Source organism: Aeromicrobium sp. NPDC092404 (genome assembly GCF_040684095.1).
In the GTDB taxonomy this organism is placed as follows: domain Bacteria; phylum Actinomycetota; class Actinomycetes; order Propionibacteriales; family Nocardioidaceae; genus Aeromicrobium.
The window spans coordinates 1,500,417-1,520,362 of record NZ_JBFBFI010000001.1; the positions used below are offsets into that span (position 1 = coordinate 1,500,417).

20 protein-coding genes are annotated in these 19,946 nt (G+C 69.2%); 9 read left to right on the plus strand and 11 right to left on the minus strand.

The features are described 5' to 3' along the window. Window positions 1–6 precede the first annotated feature (6 nt). From AB0N22_RS07530 to glgX, 4 genes are all read right to left on the minus strand, one after another. Window positions 7–2,013, minus strand: coding sequence for a maltotransferase domain-containing protein (locus AB0N22_RS07530; protein WP_364637731.1), 2,007 nt, complete (start codon window positions 2,011–2,013; stop codon window positions 7–9). A gap of 104 nt (window positions 2,014–2,117) precedes the next feature. Next, window positions 2,118–2,585, minus strand: coding sequence for a VOC family protein (locus AB0N22_RS07535; protein WP_364637733.1), 468 nt, complete (start codon window positions 2,583–2,585; stop codon window positions 2,118–2,120). A gap of 55 nt (window positions 2,586–2,640) precedes the next feature. Then, window positions 2,641–3,321 (minus strand): alpha/beta hydrolase, encoded by a 681-nt coding sequence (locus tag AB0N22_RS07540; RefSeq protein ID WP_364637735.1) that lies wholly within the window; start codon window positions 3,319–3,321, stop codon window positions 2,641–2,643. A gap of 55 nt (window positions 3,322–3,376) precedes the next feature. Continuing rightward, the gene (gene glgX / locus AB0N22_RS07545) at window positions 3,377–5,506 is read right to left on the minus strand and encodes a glycogen debranching protein GlgX (protein WP_364637737.1); all 2,130 of its coding nucleotides are present in this window, start codon (window positions 5,504–5,506) and stop codon (window positions 3,377–3,379) included. A 171-nt stretch (window positions 5,507–5,677) separates the two neighbouring features. Here glgX and AB0N22_RS07550 point away from each other — a divergent pair, with 171 nt between their 5' ends. The 8 genes from AB0N22_RS07550 (at window position 5,678) to AB0N22_RS07585 (ending at window position 10,750) form a co-directional block, all read left to right on the plus strand. Next, window positions 5,678–5,851, plus strand: a complete 174-nt coding sequence (locus tag AB0N22_RS07550) for a hypothetical protein (protein ID WP_364637739.1) — start codon at window positions 5,678–5,680, stop codon at window positions 5,849–5,851. Between the two features lie 41 nt (window positions 5,852–5,892). Next, entirely contained in the window at window positions 5,893–6,525 is a 633-nt protein-coding gene (locus AB0N22_RS07555; RefSeq protein WP_364637741.1) for a LysE family translocator, read from the plus strand. Between the two features lie 73 nt (window positions 6,526–6,598). Further along, window positions 6,599–6,880 carry a hypothetical protein gene (locus AB0N22_RS07560; protein WP_364637743.1) on the plus strand — a complete coding sequence of 94 codons (282 nt, stop codon included), beginning with the start codon at window positions 6,599–6,601 and terminating at the stop codon, window positions 6,878–6,880. Beyond that, entirely contained in the window at window positions 6,867–8,393 is a 1,527-nt protein-coding gene (locus tag AB0N22_RS07565) for a hypothetical protein (protein WP_364637745.1), read from the plus strand. The genes AB0N22_RS07560 and AB0N22_RS07565 overlap by 14 nt, the downstream gene beginning before the upstream one ends. Next, the gene (locus tag AB0N22_RS07570) at window positions 8,390–8,974 is read left to right on the plus strand and encodes a hypothetical protein (RefSeq protein WP_364637747.1); all 585 of its coding nucleotides are present in this window, start codon (window positions 8,390–8,392) and stop codon (window positions 8,972–8,974) included. The genes AB0N22_RS07565 and AB0N22_RS07570 overlap by 4 nt, the downstream gene beginning before the upstream one ends. Beyond that, window positions 8,971–9,339: a hypothetical protein gene (locus AB0N22_RS07575; RefSeq protein ID WP_364637749.1), complete on the plus strand. Its 369-nt coding sequence runs from the start codon at window positions 8,971–8,973 to the stop codon at window positions 9,337–9,339. The genes AB0N22_RS07570 and AB0N22_RS07575 overlap by 4 nt, the downstream gene beginning before the upstream one ends. Window positions 9,340–9,369: 30 nt before the next feature. Beyond that, window positions 9,370–10,200, plus strand: a complete 831-nt coding sequence (locus tag AB0N22_RS07580; RefSeq protein WP_364637751.1) for a PhzF family phenazine biosynthesis protein — start codon at window positions 9,370–9,372, stop codon at window positions 10,198–10,200. Between the two features lie 166 nt (window positions 10,201–10,366). After that, the gene (locus tag AB0N22_RS07585) at window positions 10,367–10,750 is read left to right on the plus strand and encodes a hypothetical protein (RefSeq protein WP_364637753.1); all 384 of its coding nucleotides are present in this window, start codon (window positions 10,367–10,369) and stop codon (window positions 10,748–10,750) included. A gap of 20 nt (window positions 10,751–10,770) precedes the next feature. Here AB0N22_RS07585 and AB0N22_RS07590 read toward each other — a convergent pair whose 3' ends face one another. The 6 genes from AB0N22_RS07590 to AB0N22_RS07615 all read right to left on the minus strand — a co-directional run bounded on the left by AB0N22_RS07590 (window position 10,771) and on the right by AB0N22_RS07615 (window position 17,328). Continuing rightward, window positions 10,771–11,052, minus strand: a complete 282-nt coding sequence (locus AB0N22_RS07590; protein ID WP_364637755.1) for a hypothetical protein — start codon at window positions 11,050–11,052, stop codon at window positions 10,771–10,773. Between the two features lie 90 nt (window positions 11,053–11,142). After that, complete coding sequence (locus tag AB0N22_RS07595; protein WP_364639262.1) at window positions 11,143–12,030, minus strand: LLM class flavin-dependent oxidoreductase; 888 nt, start codon at window positions 12,028–12,030, stop codon at window positions 11,143–11,145. Window positions 12,031–12,229: 199 nt separating this feature from the next. Then, a complete protein-coding gene (locus AB0N22_RS07600; protein WP_364637757.1) occupies window positions 12,230–13,390 on the minus strand; it encodes an ice-binding family protein in 1,161 nt (386 codons plus the stop codon). Between the two features lie 454 nt (window positions 13,391–13,844). Continuing rightward, entirely contained in the window at window positions 13,845–14,900 is a 1,056-nt protein-coding gene (locus tag AB0N22_RS07605) for a YihY/virulence factor BrkB family protein (RefSeq protein ID WP_364637759.1), read from the minus strand. Window positions 14,901–15,019: 119 nt separating this feature from the next. After that, window positions 15,020–16,351, minus strand: coding sequence for an adenylate/guanylate cyclase domain-containing protein (locus tag AB0N22_RS07610; RefSeq protein ID WP_364637761.1), 1,332 nt, complete (start codon window positions 16,349–16,351; stop codon window positions 15,020–15,022). Window positions 16,352–16,743: 392 nt separating this feature from the next. Continuing rightward, complete coding sequence (locus AB0N22_RS07615) at window positions 16,744–17,328, minus strand: carboxymuconolactone decarboxylase family protein (RefSeq protein WP_364637763.1); 585 nt, start codon at window positions 17,326–17,328, stop codon at window positions 16,744–16,746. A 126-nt stretch (window positions 17,329–17,454) separates the two neighbouring features. On the opposite strand from AB0N22_RS07615, the gene AB0N22_RS07620 reads away from it, so the two are divergent. After that, window positions 17,455–18,225, plus strand: coding sequence for an SDR family oxidoreductase (locus AB0N22_RS07620; RefSeq protein ID WP_364637765.1), 771 nt, complete (start codon window positions 17,455–17,457; stop codon window positions 18,223–18,225). A 45-nt stretch (window positions 18,226–18,270) separates the two neighbouring features. Here the strand turns inward: AB0N22_RS07620 and treZ are convergent, their stop codons facing one another. Further along, entirely contained in the window at window positions 18,271–19,944 is a 1,674-nt protein-coding gene (gene treZ / locus AB0N22_RS07625; RefSeq protein ID WP_364637767.1) for a malto-oligosyltrehalose trehalohydrolase, read from the minus strand. Between the last annotated feature and the right edge of the window lie 2 nt (window positions 19,945–19,946).

Here is a 19,946-nt window from a genome sequence, read left to right on the forward strand (position 1 = left end):
TCTCGGTCAGGCATTCAGGGCAGTGTCGTCGGCGTCTTCGTACGTCCGTCTGGTCAGGCTCACGATGTGGGCGACGGCACGCGAGGGGTCGAGGCGTACGTAGTTGGACTCGCCCCAGTCGTACGTCTCGCCGGTGACCTCGTCGTGCGCGATCAGGCGGTCGCCCGGATCGAGGCCGAGCGCCGGCAGGTCGAGCCACATCGTGCCCTCGCGGGACTCGTGCGGGTCGAGCGAGACCACGACGAGCACCGTGTCGCCGGTCGCAGGGTCCTGCTTGGAGTAGACCAGCAGGGCGTCGTGGTCGATGTGGTGGAAGTGCAGGGTCCGCATCTGCTGCAGCGCAGGGTGCGCCCGGCGGATCTCGTTGAGCCGGGTCAGCCACGGCTGGAGCGATCGCCCCTCGGCCAGCGCGGCGGCGTAGTCACGCGGCCGCAGCTGATACTTCTCCGAGTCGAGGTACTCCTCGCTGCCGGGCTTGACCGCCTCGTGCTCGAAGAGCTCGAAGCCGGAGTAGACCCCCCAGGTGGGCGCCAGGGTGGCGGCGAGCGCGGCCCGGATCGCGAACATGCTCGGCCCGCCCACCTGCAGGTGCTCGGGGAGGATGTCGGGGGTGTTGACGAACAGGTTGGGCCGCCCGATGTCCCAGTGGTCCCGGTGGTCCTCGGCGAACTCGGTGAGCTCGGCCTTGGTCGTGCGCCACGTGAAGTAGGTGTAGCTCTGCGTGAAGCCGGCCCGGGCGAGGCCCCAGAGCCGCGCCGGACGGGTGAACGCCTCGGCGAGGAACAACACGTCGGGGTGCTCGGCCTTGACCTGCGCGATGAGCCAGGCCCAGAAGTCCGGCGGCTTGGTGTGCGGGTTGTCGACCCGGAAGATCCGGACTCCGCGCTCGACCCAGTGCAGCGTGACCCGCAGCATCTCGGCGTAGATCGCATCGCGGTCGTTGTCGAAGTTGAGCGGGTAGATGTCCTGGTACTTCTTGGGCGGGTTCTCGGCGTACGCGATCGTGCCGTCCGGCAGCGTCGTGAAGAACTCGGGGTGCTGCTCGACCCACGGGTGGTCGGGCGCGACCTGCAGCGCCAGGTCGAGGGCGACCTCGAGCCCCAGCTCGCCGGCTCGCTGGACGAAGGCCGTGAAGTCCTTGTCCTGGCCCAGCTCGGGGTGGATCGCGTCGTGGCCACCCTCCTTGGCGCCGATCGCCCACGGCGACCCGACGTCGGTCTTGCCCGGTGTCAGCGTGTTGTTGGGTCCCTTGCGGTTGACCCGGCCGATGGGGTGGATCGGCGGGAGGTAGACGACGTCGAAGCCCATGTCGGCGACGCGCTCGAGCTCCTTGGCGGCCGTCGCGAACGTGCCGTGGACCGGCCGGCCCTTCTTGTCGGTGCCGCCGGTCGATCGGGGGAAGAGCTCGTACCAGGATCCGTACGCGGCCCGCTGGCGGTCGACCCAGATCTTGTGGGTCGGACCCTTCGTCACGACCTGGCGGACCGGGAAGTCGTGCATGATCGAGCGGATGTCGCCGCCCAGCGCAGGGCCGGTGCGCGCGCCGAGGGGCAGCTCCGTGGCCCGCAGCGCGGTCGCGGCGCCCTCCAGCGCCGGGCGGTGCGCCTTGCGCTCCTTGCGGGCGGCCACCTCGTCGAGCAGCTGGGCGGCGAGCTCGAGGTCGTTGCCCAGCTCGGCGGCGGTCTGGCCCGCCGCGAGCTTGACCTTGATCGCGTGCACGATCGTCGTCCACGGATCGCCCCACGCGTCGACGCGGAAGGTCCACAGCCCGGTCGTGTCGGGGACGATCGTCGCCCGGAACAGGTCGGTGTCCTTGCCGGTCTCGTGCATCCGGGTCGTGCGGTCACGCCGCTCGCCGGGACCGCGCCAGACGACGGTGGCCGCGACGGCGTCGTGGCCCTCGCGCCACACCGTGGCGGTGACCGGGACATGCTCGCCGGCGACTGCCTTCGAGGGGTGTGTGCCGTCTCCGGAGAGAGGTCTGACGTCGTCAATCCCGAGCCGACCGGTCATCCAGTGCTCCCCCGTACGTCGAGTGCGTGCGTCGTCTTCGAACCTACTGGGTGGACCTACCCGGACGCACTCCGAGCAAACACCGCCTGGAAGCCCGGCCCGATTCAGTCGTCGCCCGTGCCGAAGCCCTCGAGCTGGGCCCGCTCCTCACGCGACAGGTGCTCCTGGAACAGGGTGATGTGCAGCCCGCCGGGAGCGTCCAGCCGCGAGTTGAGGGACTGCCAGGGGGTCTCGGTCGGTGGAGCCACCAGCGAGGCACCCGCGTCGACGAGCCTCTGCGTCCGCTCCTCGGCGTCCAGGACCTCGAACGCCACCCGCAGCCGAGGCGTGGTCGGGTGCCCGACCTCCAGCTCGTCGATCATCCGACGCTGCGCCGGGTTGGCGATCTCGACCGTCGCGTAGCCGGCGTGCAGGATCGTCACCTTCGCTCCCTCGCCCTCGGCCTCGAACGCCTCCTGCTCGCGGAGGCCCAGCACGTCGCGGTAGAAGGTCACGGCCTGCTCGTAGTCGTCGGCCTCGACGACGAGGCGGAGCTGGACGACGGGGCCGGTCTCTGGGGTCTGCTCGGTCATGGGCCCGACGCTACGTGGCCTCGACGAGGTGACGCCATGGTCCATCGCTGCCGCGTCAGATCTCGACGAGCCGCTCCTCACCGAGCACGCGGGCGACCAGGTCGGACTGCTTGGCACCGTCGAGGAGGGTCGCCGCGGCGAAGTCGGCGGCGAGCTTGTCGAAGTCGCGGTGGCGGCGCAGCATCGCGTGCTTGCCGCCTGTCACGCGTACGTATGACACGTCGGCCGTGCGCGACAACAGTCGAGCGGCTGCGGCAGAGCTGTCCGGGCGCGCGATCCGGTCGTCCGTGCCGTGCACGATGAGGACCTTGCGCCCGGAGAGATCGACCTCGCCGTCGGTCGGGTAGACCCAGGGGTTCAGCGCCACGACGCTTCGCACCTCCCGGCGGTCGCCGGCCAGGAGGGCAGCCCGGCCACCCAGCGAGTGCCCCACGAGGCCGACCGGGAGGCGTTCCGTGAGGCCCTCGTGCATCTGGTCGATGGCCCAGTGGACGTCGTCGACCGGAGTGCGGCGGGTGTCCCACCCGCGTGTGGAGTTGAGCAGCCGGTAGACCGCCAGCCGGCGCCGGCCGGCGAGTGCGAGCCGCTTGGCTATCGGGATCATGCGCAGGACCGAGAGCTGGGTCGGGCTGACCATGGGGTTGCCACGGCGGCTGGCACCGCCGTGCAGCACCAGGACGGCTGCCTCGGCATTCTTGGGCTCGGAGACGGGGATCAGGCGTGGGGAGTTCGGCACGCATGTGCATTGCCCGGACGGGCGGCTGCGAAACCCCCGGCGCCCCGCGCTGCGGTCAGTCCTGCCGAGGTGCCTTGAGCAGCAGCAGCGACCGGGCCGGCAACGTGAGCGAGCTGCCGGCCGACAGCGGCTCGGTGGATGCCGGCTCGCCGTCCGGCGTGGTCGTGTCGAGCGTGGGCTCGAACGTGGCGCCGAACTCCACTCCTGGCAGCACGACGTCGACCGGCTCGGCACCGGCGTGCATCAGCAGCAGCCACGAGTGGTCCGCCAGCAGCTCGCCCTCGCGCGTGCGGGACTGGCTGTTGGACCCGTCGATCCACATGCCGAGGGTGCGACGGTCGTCCTCGGCCCAGTCGGCCTCCTCGAGCTCGTGGCCGTCGGGGCGCAGCCAGATGAGGTCGGGACGCCCGGTCGGCGTGGTGCGACCGTCGAAGAACTCGGGCTGACGCAGAGCGGGGCTGTTGGCCCGCAGATGGATCACGCGACGCGCGAACGCGAGCATCGCCTCGGTCTCGTCGGTCTCGGTCCAGTCGACCCACGACGTGGGGTCGTCGAGGCAGTACGCGTTGTTGTTGCCGCCCTGGGTGCGCCAGAGCTCGTCGCCCGCCACGAACATCGGCGTGCCGGTCGACAGCAGCAGCGTCGCGAACAGGTTGCGGGCCTGCTGCTGGCGCAGCGTGCGGATCCCGGCGTCGTCGGTCTCGCCCTCGACGCCGTGATTCCACGATCGGTTGTCGTTGGTGCCGTCCCGGTTGTCCTCGCCGTTGGCCTCGTTGTGCTTGCCGTCGTACGACACGAGGTCCCGGAGCGTGAAGCCGTCGTGCGCGTTGACGAAGTTGATCGACTGCCAAGGCCTGCGGAACGTGTGGTCGTAGAGGTCGGACGAGCCGGTGAGCCGGTAGGCCAGGTCGTCGACGCCGCCCGCGGCACCGCGCCAGAAGTCGCGCACGGTGTCGCGGTAGATGCCGTTCCACTCGGCCCACTGGGCGCTGAAGTCGCCGACCTTGTAACCCTCGCCGGTGGCGTCCCAGGGCTCGGCGATGAGCTTGCACCTCGACAGGACCGGATCGGTCGTGATCGCGGTCAGCAGGGTCGAGTCGCGGTCGAACGGTCCCCCGTTGGGCCGCCCGAGCGTGCTTGCGAGGTCGAAGCGGAAGCCATCGACGCCGAGCTCGGTGGTCCAGTAGCGCAGCGAGTCGGTCACCATCCGGACGACCGTCGGCGAGCCGGACTCGAGCGTGTTGCCGCAGCCCGTGATGTCGGCCATGTGGCCGTCCTCGTCGTGCAGGTAGTAGGCCGGGGCCTCGTAGCCGCGGAACGCCAGCGTGGGGCCGTCGGGGCCGCCCTCGCAGGTGTGGTTGTAGACGACGTCGACGATGACCTCGATGTTGGCCGCGTGCAACGCCGCCACCATCGTGCGGAACTCCTCGACCTCACGACCCGGCTCGCTCGCGTAGCCGGCGTGCGGCGCGAAGAAGCCCAGCGGTGAGTAGCCCCAGTAGTTGTGCCGGCCGGCGTTGACGAGCGAAGGCTCGTCGCTGAACGTGTGCACGGGCAGCAGCTCGACGCTCGTCACGCCGAGGCGTACGAAGTGCTCGATGACTGCGGGGTGCGCGAGGCCGAGGTAGGTGCCGCGCAGCGCCTCGGGCACGTCGGGGTGCTGCTGCGTGAAGCCCTTGACGTGGAGCTCATAGATCACGGTCTCCTCGAACGGGATCTCGGGCTTGACGCCGGTGTCGGGTCCGCCCGGGCTCGTCACGACGCTCAGCGGCACCGATCCGAGCGAGTCGACCTGCGACGGCTCGACGCCTTCGGGGTCGTCGGCGTAGCCGAGTGCGGCTGACATGTCGGTCATCGTCCCGCTGATGCGCCGGGCGTAGGGGTCGACCAGGAGCTTGTTGGGGTTGCAGCGCAGCCCGGTCTTGGGCTCGTACGGGCCGTGGATGCGGAAGCCGTACTTCTGCCCGGGCGTGACTCCCGGAACCAGCCCGTGCCAGACCCCGAACGTCCGCTCCGTGAGCTCGATGCGGCGCTCGTTGAGGTCCTCGTCGATGAGGCACAGCTCGACCCGATCGGCGACGCTGCTGGCGACGGCGAAGCGAACGCCGCCGGCCTCCGGATGTGCGCCGAGCGGGAACGGGCGTCCGGCGAGGACCTGGGTGCCGGAGGTCGGGTGGGTGGCCATGCGGCAAGTCTTTCAGGTGGGGGTGCACACGGACGAGCGGAGGAGCCACGCCGGGCTCGCGGCATCGAGTGGGGAGCTCTTCGAAAAGACGGGGTGTCTGTGGTTTCGCCTGCGCCGGCCGGGTACTTCCCCCTCGTCCGACACCTCTACTCCCACCGAGAGGCAGGCATCATGACCGCGAGCCTCGGCGCGTCGTTGCTGGTCATCCTCACGTTCTTCATTGCCTTGAGCACCCTGTTGCTGCTCGCTGTGCACATGGAGTCAACGCTCACCCGGCCGCGCCCGCGCCGTGTCCGTGTCGCGGTCCGAGGCGGCCACGCGAGCCAGCCGAGATCATTGCGCTGAAGCAGCATCCAGCGGGGGCTGACGGCCCCTAGGATCGGGGCATGCTCTCGACCGACTCCGCCCTGACGTTCGCGGTGGCGTCGCTGCTGCTGATCGTGATCCCGGGGCCGAGCGTGCTGTTCGTCGTCGGCCGCTCACTGTCGCTCGGACGCCGCGGCGGCCTGCTCAGCGTGGCGGGCAACGAGCTCGGGTACGTCGTGCCGATCGTCGCCGTCGCCCTCGGCATCGGTGCCCTCGTGTCGCAGTCGGTCGTCGCCTTCACCGCGGTCAAGGTTGCCGGTGGGGTCTATCTGACGTTCCTCGGCCTCCAGGCGGTGCGGCACCGGCGGGCACCCGTCGACGGTCCCGATGCCGCTGCCAGCTCGGGCGGACAGCTGCTCTGGCAGGGGTTCGTCGTCGGTGCAACGAATCCCAAGACCATCGTGTTCTTCGTCGCCGTGCTCCCCCAGTTCGTCGACCACGACCGCGGTGGCATCCCGGGTCAGATCCTGGCGCTCGGTCTGATCTTCGCCGTCATCGCGTTCGCCTGCGACTCGGTGTGGGCCGTGGCGGCCGGCGCAGCGCGGGCGTGGTTCGCTCGCTCGCCTCGCCGGATGTCGCAGATGAACGCCACCGGGGGCGCCATGATGATCGGCCTCGGCGGCGGGCTGCTGCTCGCCGGAAACAAGACCTGAGGCGCAGCTGCCGCCGTCGAGGCTCCCGGGAGACGCTCTGTCCGGGGAGACTGGATGTCACTACAGTGGCCGCATGCGCATAGAGATGGAACCGCGGGGAGTTCTGGATGCGTGGGAGATCGGGCAAGGCGCGGAGGGCGACATCGACTCCGCATCAGGTCTCACCACCGCAGCTGCCGGCACCGACCTCGCCGGGTTGCAGGCCACGCTGACCTCGGCCGCCGACACCGTCAGCCAGATGCTCGACGTCGTCACGGCGGTCATCAGCGAGACGACCGCCAACATCGACGGCTGCCTGGCTGAGTACGCCGCCAGCGACGGCCGCACGGCGGGTGGGTTCCATGGGCTCACCTGACGTCGGGGCGATCGCCGAGGACGCCCTCGACGAGACCATCGAGGGCTTGCGGACCGTGCTGGCCAAGCTCGAGAACATCGACTTCTGGCCGCCCTGGGACGCGGCCCAGACGATCGTCGATGCCATCAGCACGGCGGTGACCGTGGCCACCACCCCACCCGAGCCCGATCCCGACGACATCGAACGAGCGGCCGACGCGTGGGGCTCCATCGCGACGCACGTCGACCAGGCTGCGCTCGACCTGTCGAAGTCGCACCGGGCCATGACCCCGGCGGTCTGGCTGGGCGACGCCGGCGACGCGGCACGCACCTCGATCGACGAGCTCAGCGACCGGACCGAGACCATCCCGGTCGCCGCCGAGGCGGTCAAACGAGCTCTCGTCGTGGCCGCGGACGCGATGACCGGGGCGCGCGACCGGCACTCATCGGCATACTCGATCCTCACCGAGAACCTCAACATCAGCTGGTCCGACATGAGCCCGTGGGCCTTGGTCGACAAGCTCAAGAACATCGTCGGCGACTGCATCGAGGCGGTCGAGGCACTCATCGGGTCCTACCAGGACGCCGCCGAGGCGCTGGCCACCGCGCGCCGCGCGATCGTCGCGGCGATCGATGACATCGAGCTGCCCGCCCACCTGCCCGGCGGAGTCAGCGCCATCAGCGTCGTCAACGCCTGGGACGGTGACGAGAGCGGTCCCCTGCGCGGCTCCGTCCTGGAACGCGCCGATGCGGCCCTCGACGAGATGTCGCCCTCCGAGCGTGCCGTCGTGCAGCGGCTGCTCGACTCGGCGCCGAGCGACGAGGCCAAGGCATGGATCCTCGCCGGGCTCGCATCCGGCATGGGTGTGGCGGCGTTGACCCGGTATGCCGGCAAGGTCAACGCGATGTCGCCGCAGGAGCTCGACGCGCTCGACCCGGCGAACGCGAGCGACGGGACGTACAAGCAGCCCGACCAGACGACGTGCGGCTCGTCGACCCTCGTGATGTCGCGGATGCTCAACGATCCGGCGTACGCCATGTTCATCACGACCGGCTACAACCCCGAGACCGGGGAGACGTCCGACCTGTCTCCGGAGAAGCTGTTCGCCGCCGAGTCGCAGAAGATGCACGACCAGACCAACGGGCTCAGTGATCACGACGGGGATCCGCAGGTGCCGTGGCCCGAGCCCATCGGCACCTCGCCATGGGGTGTCGCCAACCAGATGGCCGGCGACGGCGGATCGGGCCTGCCGGGCTCCGACTACGGCATCGACCTGACCGATCCCAGCGCGCCGGGTGCCGACTACGACAGCATCGTCGCGGCGACGCAGAACGGTGAGACCGTGCCGTTGTTCGTCGGCGACGAGAAGATCCCCCAGCACGTCGTGCTGGTCACCGCGAGCTCGGATGACACCCTGACGATCTATGAGCCGGCGGACGGGAAGACGATCACGGTGACGCGGGACGAGTTCGAGAACGGCACGGCCGACATCGCCGGCTGGGAGCAGCCATGGATGGCGGTCACGCCGTCGTGACACGCACCCTCAGGCTGCTGCTCGTCACGGCAGCCGCGCTCCTGCTCGCCGCGTGCCCGGGGCCGGCGAAGCAGGACCTCAAGCCCAACGCGACCGACCGGGCACGCGTCGACCGCATCGCGAAGGATCCTTGGGCCGCACCGACCAGGACGATGCTGCCGCGCCAGTCGTACGGCAGCAACGGGCAGCTCGACCGCCAGGCCGGCGAGCGTTCGACCAACGTCGCAGGCAGCGACAGCCGGCCCATCGTCGCCAAGGAGGTCGAGGCTGCCACCGCCGATGGCTGGGAGCTCGTGGCCGCCGACTGCGACGAGGACGATGGCCATGTGCGTTCCGTCCAGCTCTCGCGGGGCGACAGCCTCGGCACCTTCGCCCGCGCCATCATCACGGCTTCTCCGGACAGCAGCACGGCCGAGGACTCGTACGACGTGACCGTCAAGGTCTTCGTGCCGCACCACGTCGACAAGGGCTGGCCGCAGCCCCCGGCACTGCAGCCTGAGGACACCTGCCTCGCCGATCCCGCGAAGCCGTCGGACGAGGTCGAGGACGTCAGGAGCGGCAAACGGTTCGGTCCGTCGTGACCGACGTCATCGTCAGCAAGGTCGCGAACTGCCTCGTGCCCGATGTCTCGACCACTGGCACCTGGATGATGCGCGCGGTCACGCGCTGGATGGGCAAGCGGATGGGCGGCTTGTGGGTCGGCGGCCGGATCACGCTCACCGCGACCAGGCTCGAGTTCGAGCCCAACATCGTCAACATCGCGCTGCACGACGGTGACACCAACCGCGCCATCGCGCTTCGCGACGTCACCGCTGTCGAGGACCGAGGCGGGATCTTCACCAAGATCGTCCATGTCGACGGTCCCGACGGTGGCGTCACGTTCCGGTGCTACGGGGCGCGCAAGGTGTCGCAGCGCGTCCGTGAAGCAGTGGCTGCCGCACGCTGAGCCGTACGGCCGGTCGTGGAGGATGGGGGCGTGCACCAGTTCAGCCAGATCGACGTGTTCGCCTCCGCCATCACCGAGGGCAACCCCCTTGCCGTCGTCCACGACGCTGACGACCTCGACGACGAGCTCATGGCCGCTTTCGCGCGGTGGACCAACCTCGCCGAGACCACGTATCTCCTGCCGCCGACAGACCCCGACGCCGACTACCGCGTACGCATCTTCAATACGCAGCGAGAGCTGCCCTTCGCCGGCCACCCCACCCTCGGCTCGGCTCGCGCGTGGCTCGAGGCTGGCGGCACGCCTCGCACACCGGGCGAGATCGTCCAGGAGTGCGCTGCCGGCCTGATCCGTATCCGCCAGGACGGTGAGCGGCTCGCCTTCGCCGCTCCCCCACTCGTTCGCGACGGCGCGGTCGACGACGCCGACCTGGACCGTGTGGTGCGCGGCCTGGGGGTCGATCCGTCCCGTGTCGTCGACGCCGCTTGGGCCGACAACGGCCCGGGGTGGGTCGCCGTGCTGCTCGACAGCGCCGAGACCGTGCTCGGCCTGACACCTGACCAGTCACTGTTCGGCGAGACCAACCGCGTCGGCGTCGTCGGGCCCCACCCCGAAGGCTCTGAGACCGCCCTCGAGATCCGTGCTTTCACCTCCAGTCCCGGCGGCGAGGACCCAGTGACCGGCAGCCTCAACGCCTCGATCGCGCAGTGGCTCATCGGCACCGGCCGAGCACCCTCGTCGTACGTTGCCGCGCAGGGCACCGTCATCCACCGCCGCGGCCGCATCCACGTCGACCGGATCGGGGATGACATCTGGATCGGCGGCGAGACCGTCGTGGGGATCACCGGGACCGTGAGCCTGTAGGCCGGGGGCTCGGTCGCTGGCTCACCTGCGTCATTCGACCTGCTCACGTCAGGCCGTGGCCTCGGCAGTCCCGGATCGCGTCTGGGTGGCAGGGTTCGTGGTAGACATTGCTCCGCTGCGCGCATCACCGGCGGGGCGTCCTGCGTGTGGAGATAAGGTCTGGGCCGTGGTGACTGTGCTGACGATCGTGGTCGCGACTGTGCTGTTGTGCGCGTTGGCGACACTCGCCGTTGTCGCACTGCTGAGGAGGGTCGCCGCTGCCCCGCCGTCGGGACGGCGGCAGGAGCCGGTGCAGTCAGGCCGTGTGGAGTGGGTTGGCGCTCAGATCGTCAGCTCGAGAACCATCAACAGCACGGCGGCTGATCGGGGCGTCGCCATCGTCGAGCTCAGGCTTGATCTCGGCTCGGGCGTGGTTCGCTCGGTGACATGGCAGGTCGAGCTCTCGGCCACTTCGCGGCTCGAACCCGGACAGACCATCACCGTCGGCTGGGATGCCAGCAGCGAGTCGGTCTGGCCGATCGAGGACTGGGCACGCCGGTGGCCGCAGTGACGACACCCGACCGGGAGGGCTCAATCCAGCGCGAGCGCAGCCTGCACCGCGTCGATGACCTCCTGCACTTCGAGCCACTCGTCGGCGGTCACCTCGAGGCGCATGGAGCCCGCACTCCGGAGGCGCGTCGCGAGGCGTAGGAACCGATCTCCCTTGCGATCCGGCTCACCCACGGTCAGGTCGAGATTGGCGACGTGAAATCGGGCACTGAGGGTGCCGGGATAGCCGAAGACCTCCAGGACCGTGCCGTCGAACGTGAGCAGCGTGTTGCCTTTCCAGGCGACAACAGCGTCGTCAGTCATGGCACCAATCTAGTCAGCCCGCGCATGCCTGGAACCCGTCCCGACTCCTCCAAGAGGGCGGCGAAGGGTCCGGGCGCACCTGCGCTGACGTCATCCACGAGCAGCGACGACGTCCGCCACCGCGTCGAGGCAGCGCAGATCGGTGGTGGCGGGCACCACGATGAACTCATCGCAACCGGCCTGCTCAGCACCGTCCAGCACTCCGCGCAGGGCGTCGGGCGTCGCAGTGATGGCCGTCTTCGCGATCGCGCCTGCGAGCTCTGGGCCGAGGAATCCCAGATAGCGAGCGGTGAACGAGCGCAACGTCTCAGCGGCGTCGCCGATCCCCACCGCGACGAAGCAGCCGCTGATCTTGACGGGCGGCGCGTCGCGACCCGCCTCCTCCCAGCACCTCTCGGCCAAGGCGTTGACCCGACTGATGGCCTCGCGGTCGCCTGCGATGTCGAACCCACTGATCCCGTCCGCCCATCGAGCAGCCCGGCGCATGGCTTTGGGTCCCATCGCGCCGGCCAGGATGCGTGGACCGCCGGGCTGCAGCGGGAGCGGCCCCACCGGCTCGGCTCCGTCGAACGGCGGGTGCCCCGCCAGCAGCTGACGCAGCTCGGCGATGTTGGAGTCAAGCCGCGAGTGGCGGTTGGAGAAGTCCCGTCCCACGGCGCGGTAGTCGTCATCCCGAGCTCCGACGCCGACTGCCACGTCGAGACGGCCCCGAGCAAGGTGGTCGAGGGTGCCGATCTGTTGGGCGACCATCGGCATCGCGTGCTGCGGCAGCACCCACAGATTGGCGAAGACGCGCACGCGTTCGGTGACTGCAGCACACGCGGCGAGCGTCGCCACCATCTCGGGATTGCTGAACGTGACGCGCTCCCCTGCCGAGACGCTCGAGAAGGGTCCTGCATCGATTCCGCGCGCCCAGTCAACGGTGGTGCCGGGGCCGTAGCCCTCAGCCATCTGCGGAACCGCGACACCGACGTCCATCACTCAGCCACCCGCAAGCAATCGGAGACAAGCTTCGGCATGCCGATCGGGCATGCACACCTGCAAGCGAATTCGAGGGACATCCCCGAACCCTACAGAGACTGGTCGTCGATGCGAGACGGTTCAACCGCCCTGGGTTCGGTCGACGAGTCCGGCCTTTCCGGCGTCACCGGCCGAGCTTGAGCTCAGCGCGTGACGTTCACGCTCGGTGCGTGCCGCGATGACGCCGTGCCCGTACCAACGCCACCCCTCCGGCCATGGCCACGAGGGCGAAGGCGAGCGGGATGACGGCCGGCCCGCCTGTGTCCGGGAGGTCGGTCGATGAGTCGACTGAGTCGGAATCAGTGCCCGCACTGTCGATGTTGGAGCCATCGTCGGCTTGGGCTCCGGCGTCTGTCCCGGCGTCGATCTCAGTTCCAGAGTCGGCACTGGCCCCGGCGTCGGTGTCAGTGTCGGTACCCCCGCCTGCGTCGGTGCCGGCATCGGTGTCGACGGCCGTGTCTGTGTCTGTGCCACCGTCGGGGTCCGTCTCGGTACCGGAGTCCGTGCTGGTGCCTTCAGTGCCAGTGACTGCGGTGGTGTCGGTACCGGCGTCTGGGGTGGTGTCGCAACGAGGGTCGACGATGGTGTTGCTGTCCAAGGTGACGGCCCCGTTGCTGGCGAGCAGCCGTCCTTCGAACGTGGCGTTGGTCGTGGCGCTGATGCTGGTGTGCGCCAGGACGTTTCCGACAAAGCTCGTACCGGTGCCGAAGGTGGCCGAGCTGCCGACCTGCCAGTAGACGTTGCACGGTTGCGCCCCGTTGACGAAGTTCACCGTCGAGTTTGACGCGGTGATCAGCGTCGAGGGCGCTTGAAAGACGAAGACTCCGTCCTTGCGCCCGTTGCCGTCCAGCGTCATCGCGCCGCTGAGCAGCATGCTGCTGCTCGCGCGATAGATCCCGGGCAGGTACGGGTCGTTGCGGGTGAGCTCTTGCGGGACAGCGGTCGGAGGCAAAGCCCCGGCGGTCTCGTTGTATGCCGCCAACAGGTCGGACTTGGCCTGCTGGGTGACCCCGTCGCCGGCGTGGTCCTCCGCGCCAGCGCCGGTGAACACGAAAGGCGTGTCGGTGCTGACCGTGGGGGTCTCGTAGCTTCCGACGCTGCCAGCCAGTGACGTGACACCTGTGTTGCTCACGCCTGAACCGGCGAGGACCGAGAACGCCTTGGCGGTCCCGAGGTCGATGGTCGGGTCTGCTGCCTGGGCCGATTTGGCACTGAGGATGCCCAGCGAGGCGAGCGTCAAGGCTGTCACGCCCACCGCCGTGTGCAGCGTGTGACGGCCGCGCGGCCCGGCTGAGTCGTGATGCACGTAGTCGTTCATGTCTTCTCGATCCTGTGACCAGGCAAGAAGGGCCACGGCTTCTTCGCCGCGTCGACGAGTTCGGGGCGACGATGGTGCGGGAGTGCCGTGGATGTGAGATCAGCAGACCGTACGACTGTGGGAGTGGCAAACCCCTCCGAGGCGCGCACCCCACATAGGGGCTCTGTCGCTGCTCCGGAAGGAGCGTGTGTCGCATATGCGACAGGCTCACCTTTACAAGGTGGCACATATTGCGCAGCCCCGTGCTGTACACCGGAGTTACATTTTTACGCTCCGGCGCATGGCGTTCCCCGCGCCGCAGTTCGAGCCTGCTTCGCAACACCGCCGCTGCCGCCTGCACTCCGGGCGCTTGAGCAACGACGATCTCCGGCGTCCGTACCTTCGTGCCGCTCGAGCGGCCCGCACGACTTGACGAGCTGCTCCGCGACTTCTGAAGAGAGCAGTGAGGCGACGGTCAGCTACGGCTGTCCCGCTCTGACTCGACGCGAAGCTCGCGACCCTTGGCCACGTCCTCCTGCTCCTTCTCCTCGGCCTTGTCGATGTTGCGGGTGTCGCGTGGCGGAAGCTGGATGTCCTTCTCCGCCTCGATGCCGGCCTGGAGCTGGCGCCCTCGCTCGAGCTCGGCATCCAGCTCCGCACCGAACAGCAGCGCGAGGTTGGTGATCCAGAGCCACAGGAGGAACACGACGACGCCGGCCAGGGATCCGTACGTCTTGTCGTAGCTCGAGAACATCGCGACGTACAGGCCGAAGGCGGCTGAGGCGATGATCCACACCACGATCGCGAAGACCGCGCCCACGCTGATCCAGCGGAACTTGGGCTGCTTGACGTTCGGCGTGGCGTAGTAGAGGAGCGCGACGACGAGGACGACGACACCCAGCAGCACGGGCCACTTCGCGATGTCCCAGATCAGGATGGCGGTCGACCCCAGGCCGATCTGCTCACCGACGGCCTCGGCCACCGGGCCGGTCAGGACGAGGGCTGCCGCGGCGATCGCGACCAGGACGAGTGAGATCAGGGTGACGAGCAGCTGCACGGGACGCAGCTTCCAGATGGGGCGCCCCTCCCCGATGTCATACACCCGGTTCATGGCACGACCGAACGCCCCGACATAGCCCGACGCGGACCAGAGGGCTGCGAGCAGACCGGTGATCAGCGCGATGCCGGCGCCCTGCGCCGTGCTGAGCTGCTCGATGGTCGGGCGCAGGCTGTCCACCGCCGACGACGGTCCGACCTGGTCGACGATCTTCAGCAGGGCGTCGACCGTCGACTTGCCCTGCCCGAAGACGCCGAGCAGCGAGACGAGCGCGATCAACGCGGGGAACAGCGCGAGCACGGCGTAGTAGGTCAGCGCAGCCGCCAGATCGGTGCACTGGTCCTTGGAGAACTCGCGGAGCGTCTTTCGCGCCACGTAGAACCACGACCTCTTGTGGAGATCTGCGGGTGAGTCAGGCTTGCGATCGTCCTCGGGCTTGGGCGCGGATCGGGTCCGCTCGTCGGTCGTGCTCATGGGGCCTCCGCTGCTCTGGGTCTCGTTGTCGCGCGTCCTGATCGACACCGACTACCCATGGGCACCCCGGGGAAACGCCGAGCAGTGCACCGGACATGCGGTCCGGATCTCGACGGACGTCAGCCGGCGCCGAGGAGGTAGGCGCGGACCGCGGAGCCGTAGCCCTTGAGATCCAGGTCCGGGACGGGGCTGCTGGCGTGGACCTCGTCGGTCTCGGCGTGCGTCGCGTGGTCGAGCAGCACCTCCCTGGGCCCGGCCCGGGCGCACAGACGGGCCGCGAGGTTGACCACCCCACCGACCGGCTTGTAGTCGTACCGCCCGTCGAACCCGACGATCCCCAGCGTCGCGTAGCCGAACGCGAGCCCCACGCCGTAGTCCAGGTCGTATCCTCGGCGCTGCCAGCCGGCCACGACGCCCGACATCGTGTTGCCGAGCTCGGCGGACATCGCGACGGCAGCCAGGGCAGCGTCGTCTCGCGGCACCGGGTCCCCGAAGTAGGCCATGATCCCGTCGCCGGCGTAGTCGCCGACTGTCGCCTCGTAGCGCTGGAGCAGCCCGCCGACCGCGCTGTAGTAGTCACCGAGCACCTCGACGACCTCCTCCGGCTCGGCGCCGTTGGTGAACGCGGTGAATCCGCGCAGGTCGCAGAAGAACACCGCGATGCGTGCTCGGTGGGGCTTGGAGAGCTCTGCGGAGTCCTCGGCCAGCACCACGTCGGCGACCTGGCTCGAGAGGAACCGGCGCAGGCCACTCAGCCGCTCGATCTCGGCCACCTGGGACTCCACCCGGTCCTCCAGAGTGTGGTTGAGCTCGGCCAGCTCGACCCGCGCCTCGTGCTCGGACGTCGCGAGCTCGTTGCTTCGAGCAGCGATCTGGCCCATCACGACTCCCGTGCCGATGATGTTCGCCGCCGCGAACAGCCAGGCCTGCCACGGGGAGGACCAACCGTCCTGCGTACCGAGGACGACCCCGAAGCAGCCCAGCAGGAAGGCGGCATGAACGACCGCCCAGCGCAGCCGCAGCATGTAGAACGCGAACAGCGGCGCCTCGATGTAGGCCAGCGCGACGACCGCGAGGTCCGGACCCGCCGACCAGACGCCGAGGGTGACCATCACCACCGAGAAGTAGAGCACCAGCAGCGTGACCGCGGGTGCAGCCAGGCGAAGCAGCCGCGCCGGGCTCACGAGGACGTAGCCGGCCATCGACACGCCCAGGGCGATCGCGATGCAGTTGAAGACGACGAACGTGCTCGAGTGGCGAGCAGCATCATCGGCAGCGATGGCGTAGGCCAGACCCGCGGCGCCGCTCGCCGTCGGGAGGAACGCGGCGGCCCAGGTGAGTCGGATCATGGCCATCAGGCCGAACGGCCGCATAGTCCCGGCGAACGGCATCGACCAGGGTTCGGCGTCGAGAGCCGCCACCTCGGGCCCGGCCCAGTCCCGCGGCCTCACCGGCGTGCTCGCAGGGCCGCTTCGCTCATGTGACGAGTGAACCGCACCGGCGGTGCCGGCGCCAGCACCATGGCAGACCCTCCCACCGACCAGTGAGGTACCTCAGCGGCTTGCCTGATGGGCGGACGTACGGGATCTACGCACTTCCCCCGATGTACAGGGCGTACCTCACCCACGAGCCTCGTCTGCGAGGGGGAACACCCATGATCCACATCTACCTGGCCCAGTCCGATGCCCAACGACGAGAGCGAGACCTGGCCCTGCAGGTGGAGCGCCAGCGCGCCTCGGAGCTTCGGCAACCGCCTGAGGCGGCGGCGCGGCAGCGTTCGCCACTGCGCTTGTCCGCGTATCGCGGACTGACCTGGCTCACCCACTCTCGACGTGCGAGACGCTCATGACGTCAGGGTGGTCGGCTGTGCGAGCGGCCTGAGGCCACACGCGGCGGCGAAGCCGTCCGACTCGATGCCCATCGCCACGTTCGGGCGAGTCGTGAAGTTGGCGAAGGCGATCACCGCCGTCAGCTCCACGAGCGCAGCGTCGCCGAGCTGGTCGCGGAGCCCGGCCACCATCTCGTCGGTCACCGACGGTGGCGTGACCGTCATCGCCTCGGCATACTCGAGCACCTCGCGCTCGAGCGGCGAGAAGACGGCCACCTCGCGCCAGCGCGGGACCTCGCGCGCCTTGTCCATGTCGAGGTTGAGGTTGTTGGCCTCGAAGTAGTTGAAGTCGAGGCACCAGGTGCAGCCCACCTGCGAGGCGACCGCCATGTGGGCGAACGACTTGAGCTGCTCGTCGCACGCGTCCCACTTCTTCAGCTTGCCTCCGAGGCCCGCCATGGTCATCAACACCTTCTGGTTGTGCCAGTAGACACCGATCGAGCTCGGCACCTGGCCGAGTGCCTTCCTCGCGAACCGCTTGATGATCGCGCCCTTGAATCCGCTGATCTCGGCGGGGGGAATGCGGGTGGTTCCGGTCATGTCGTCCTCCTGTTGTGTGCAGCTTCACCATGAAGACGAAAACCAGAGGCCCTGTGTGACATGGCGGTTCAACGCGAGGTCCGATAGCTGCCAGCACCGGGCCGCGGTGCCAGCGAGGCTGGCACCATGACCACGCCGACAGCAGAAGCAACCACGACCACCAAGATCGCTCTCATCACCGGAGGCAACCGCGGACTGGGACTCGCCACAGCGCGGCTCCTCGGACGTACGGGAGCGACCGTCATCATCGCCGCGCGCGACGAGGAGCGGTCCCGCGCGGCGGTCGTCGCTCTGCGGCGTGAGGACATCTATGCGACCGCGATCCGGCTCGACGTCAACGACCCGGCCAGCGTCGCAGCAGCAGCCGAACGGGTCACTCGAGAGCAGGGACGGCTCGACATCCTCGTCAACAACGCGGGGATCCTCCCCGAGGCGACCACGCCCGATGCCGGCTGGCCCCTCGACCTGGCACTGTTCACGCAGACCATCAACACGAACGTGCTCGGCGCCGTTGCCGTCACGCAGGCTTTCCTGCCTCTGCTGGCCGCGTCGCCGGCCGGCCGCATCGTCAACGTGTCGACCACCATGGGTTCGCTGTCCGAGCAGCTCAACCCGGCTTCGCCCTACTTCTCTCTGGTCGTGCCGGCCTACCAGACGTCGAAGGCTGCCTTGAACGGCCTGACGGTCGCGTTGTCGAAGGCGTTGGCCGACTCGGCGATCAAGGTGAACTCGGTCTGTCCCGGCTGGGTGCAGACCGACCTCGGCGGTCCGGACAACCGTGCCGCCGCACCGACCACGGCCGACGAGGCAGCCCAGGTCGTGGTCGAAGCAGCCCTGCTGGACTCCTCCGGGCTGTCCGGTACGTTCTTCGACGCCTCAGGCGAGATCAGCTGGTAGGTGACGACAGCTCGGCCAGTGCGGCCGGACGGGGCACCGCCGCACTCAGCCCCAGCGCAGCAGCACGTGCTCCGGTGACTCGGGTGACCAGTCGGACGTACGCACCTCGAACGACTCCGCGGCGAAGTTGACCGCCACGCGAAGCGAGCCGCGGTGCATGACGAGCCAGGAATCGTCTGCCGCGACCTCCACGACGAACCCGTCCAGCGACGGATCCGTCAGCTCAGGGTGCGCTCGACGGAGCGCGATCAACGAGCGGTAGAGATCGAGCATCGCGGCATGGTCCGGGTCGCCGACCTCCGACCAGTCGAGCGTCGACCGCTCGACCGTCGCCGGGTCCATCGGGTCGGGCACCTCGGACTCGCCCCACCCGTGCCGGCCGAACTCCCGACGGCGGCCGGTGCGCACGGCCTCGGCGAGCTCGGGATCGGGGAATGACGCGAAGAACTGCCACGGTGTGCCGGCCGCCCACTCCTCGCCCATGAACAGCATCGGGGTGTAGGGCCCGAGCAGGACGATCGCCGCACCGCACGCCTGCAGGCCGGGCGAGATGGCTGCCGAGATGCGGTCGCCGGTGGCGCGATTGCCGATCTGGTCGTGGTTCTGCAGGTACGCGAGGAAGGCCGTGCCGGTCAGCGAGGACGTGTCGACGGGGCGGCCGTGCGTACGTTCGCGGAACGACGACCACGTGCCGGCGTGGAAGAAGGCACCCCGCAGTGTCGCGGTCAGCGCGCCGGGCGCGGCGAAGTCGGCGTAGTAGCCGTCGGTCTCCCCCGTCAGCCGCACGTGCAGTGCGTGGTGCAGGTCGTCCGACCACTGGGCGTCCATGCCGAGCCCGTTGGTGGAGCGCGGCGTGACCATGCGGGGGTCGTTGAGGTCGGACTCGGCAATGAGCGCCAGCGGTCGGCCGAGCTCTGACGAGAGGCGGGCAGTCTCGGCCGACAGCTCTTCGAGCAGAGGCAGCGCTCGGTGGTCGGACAGCGCGTGCACCGCGTCGAGGCGCAGGGCGTCGACCTGGAAGTGCTCGAACCAACCGAGCGCGTTGTCGAGCACGTAGCGCCGCACCTCGTCGGACTGCGCGCCGTCGAGGTTGAGCCCGGGTCCCCAGTCGTTCTGGCCCGCGAAGTAGGGCCCGAACCGATCGAGGTAGGCGCCTGACGGACCCAGGTGGTTGTAGACGACGTCGAGCACGACTCCGAGCCCGCGAGCGTGGCAGGCATCGACGAACCGCTTGAAGCCATCAGGCCCGCCGTACGGCTCGTGCACCGCGCCCCACAGCACGCCGTCATAGCCCCAGCCCGCGTCACCGTCGAACGCGTTGACCGGCAGCACCTCGACGAGATCGATGCCGAGGTCGACGAGGTGGTCGAGCCGCTCGATGGCGGCGTCGAACGTACGCCCGGGGGTGAACGTGCCGATGTGCAGCTCGTAGATCACCGACCCCTCGAGCGCACGGCCCTGCCACTGCGAATTGGTCCACGCGAACGACTCGTGGTCGTACGTCCGGGAGGCCGCGTGCACGCCGTTCGGCTGCCACGTCGAGCGTGGATCCGGCAACGGGGTGTCGTCGTCATCGAGCAGGTAGGCGTAGTCGGTGCCCGGTCCGGCCTCGACATCGGCACGCCACCAGCCGTCGTCGCCGGACCGCATCTCGTGATCGGTGCCGCCGACCCGCAGACGCACGCGCTGCAGGTCGGGGCACCAGACGGTGAAAGCCATGG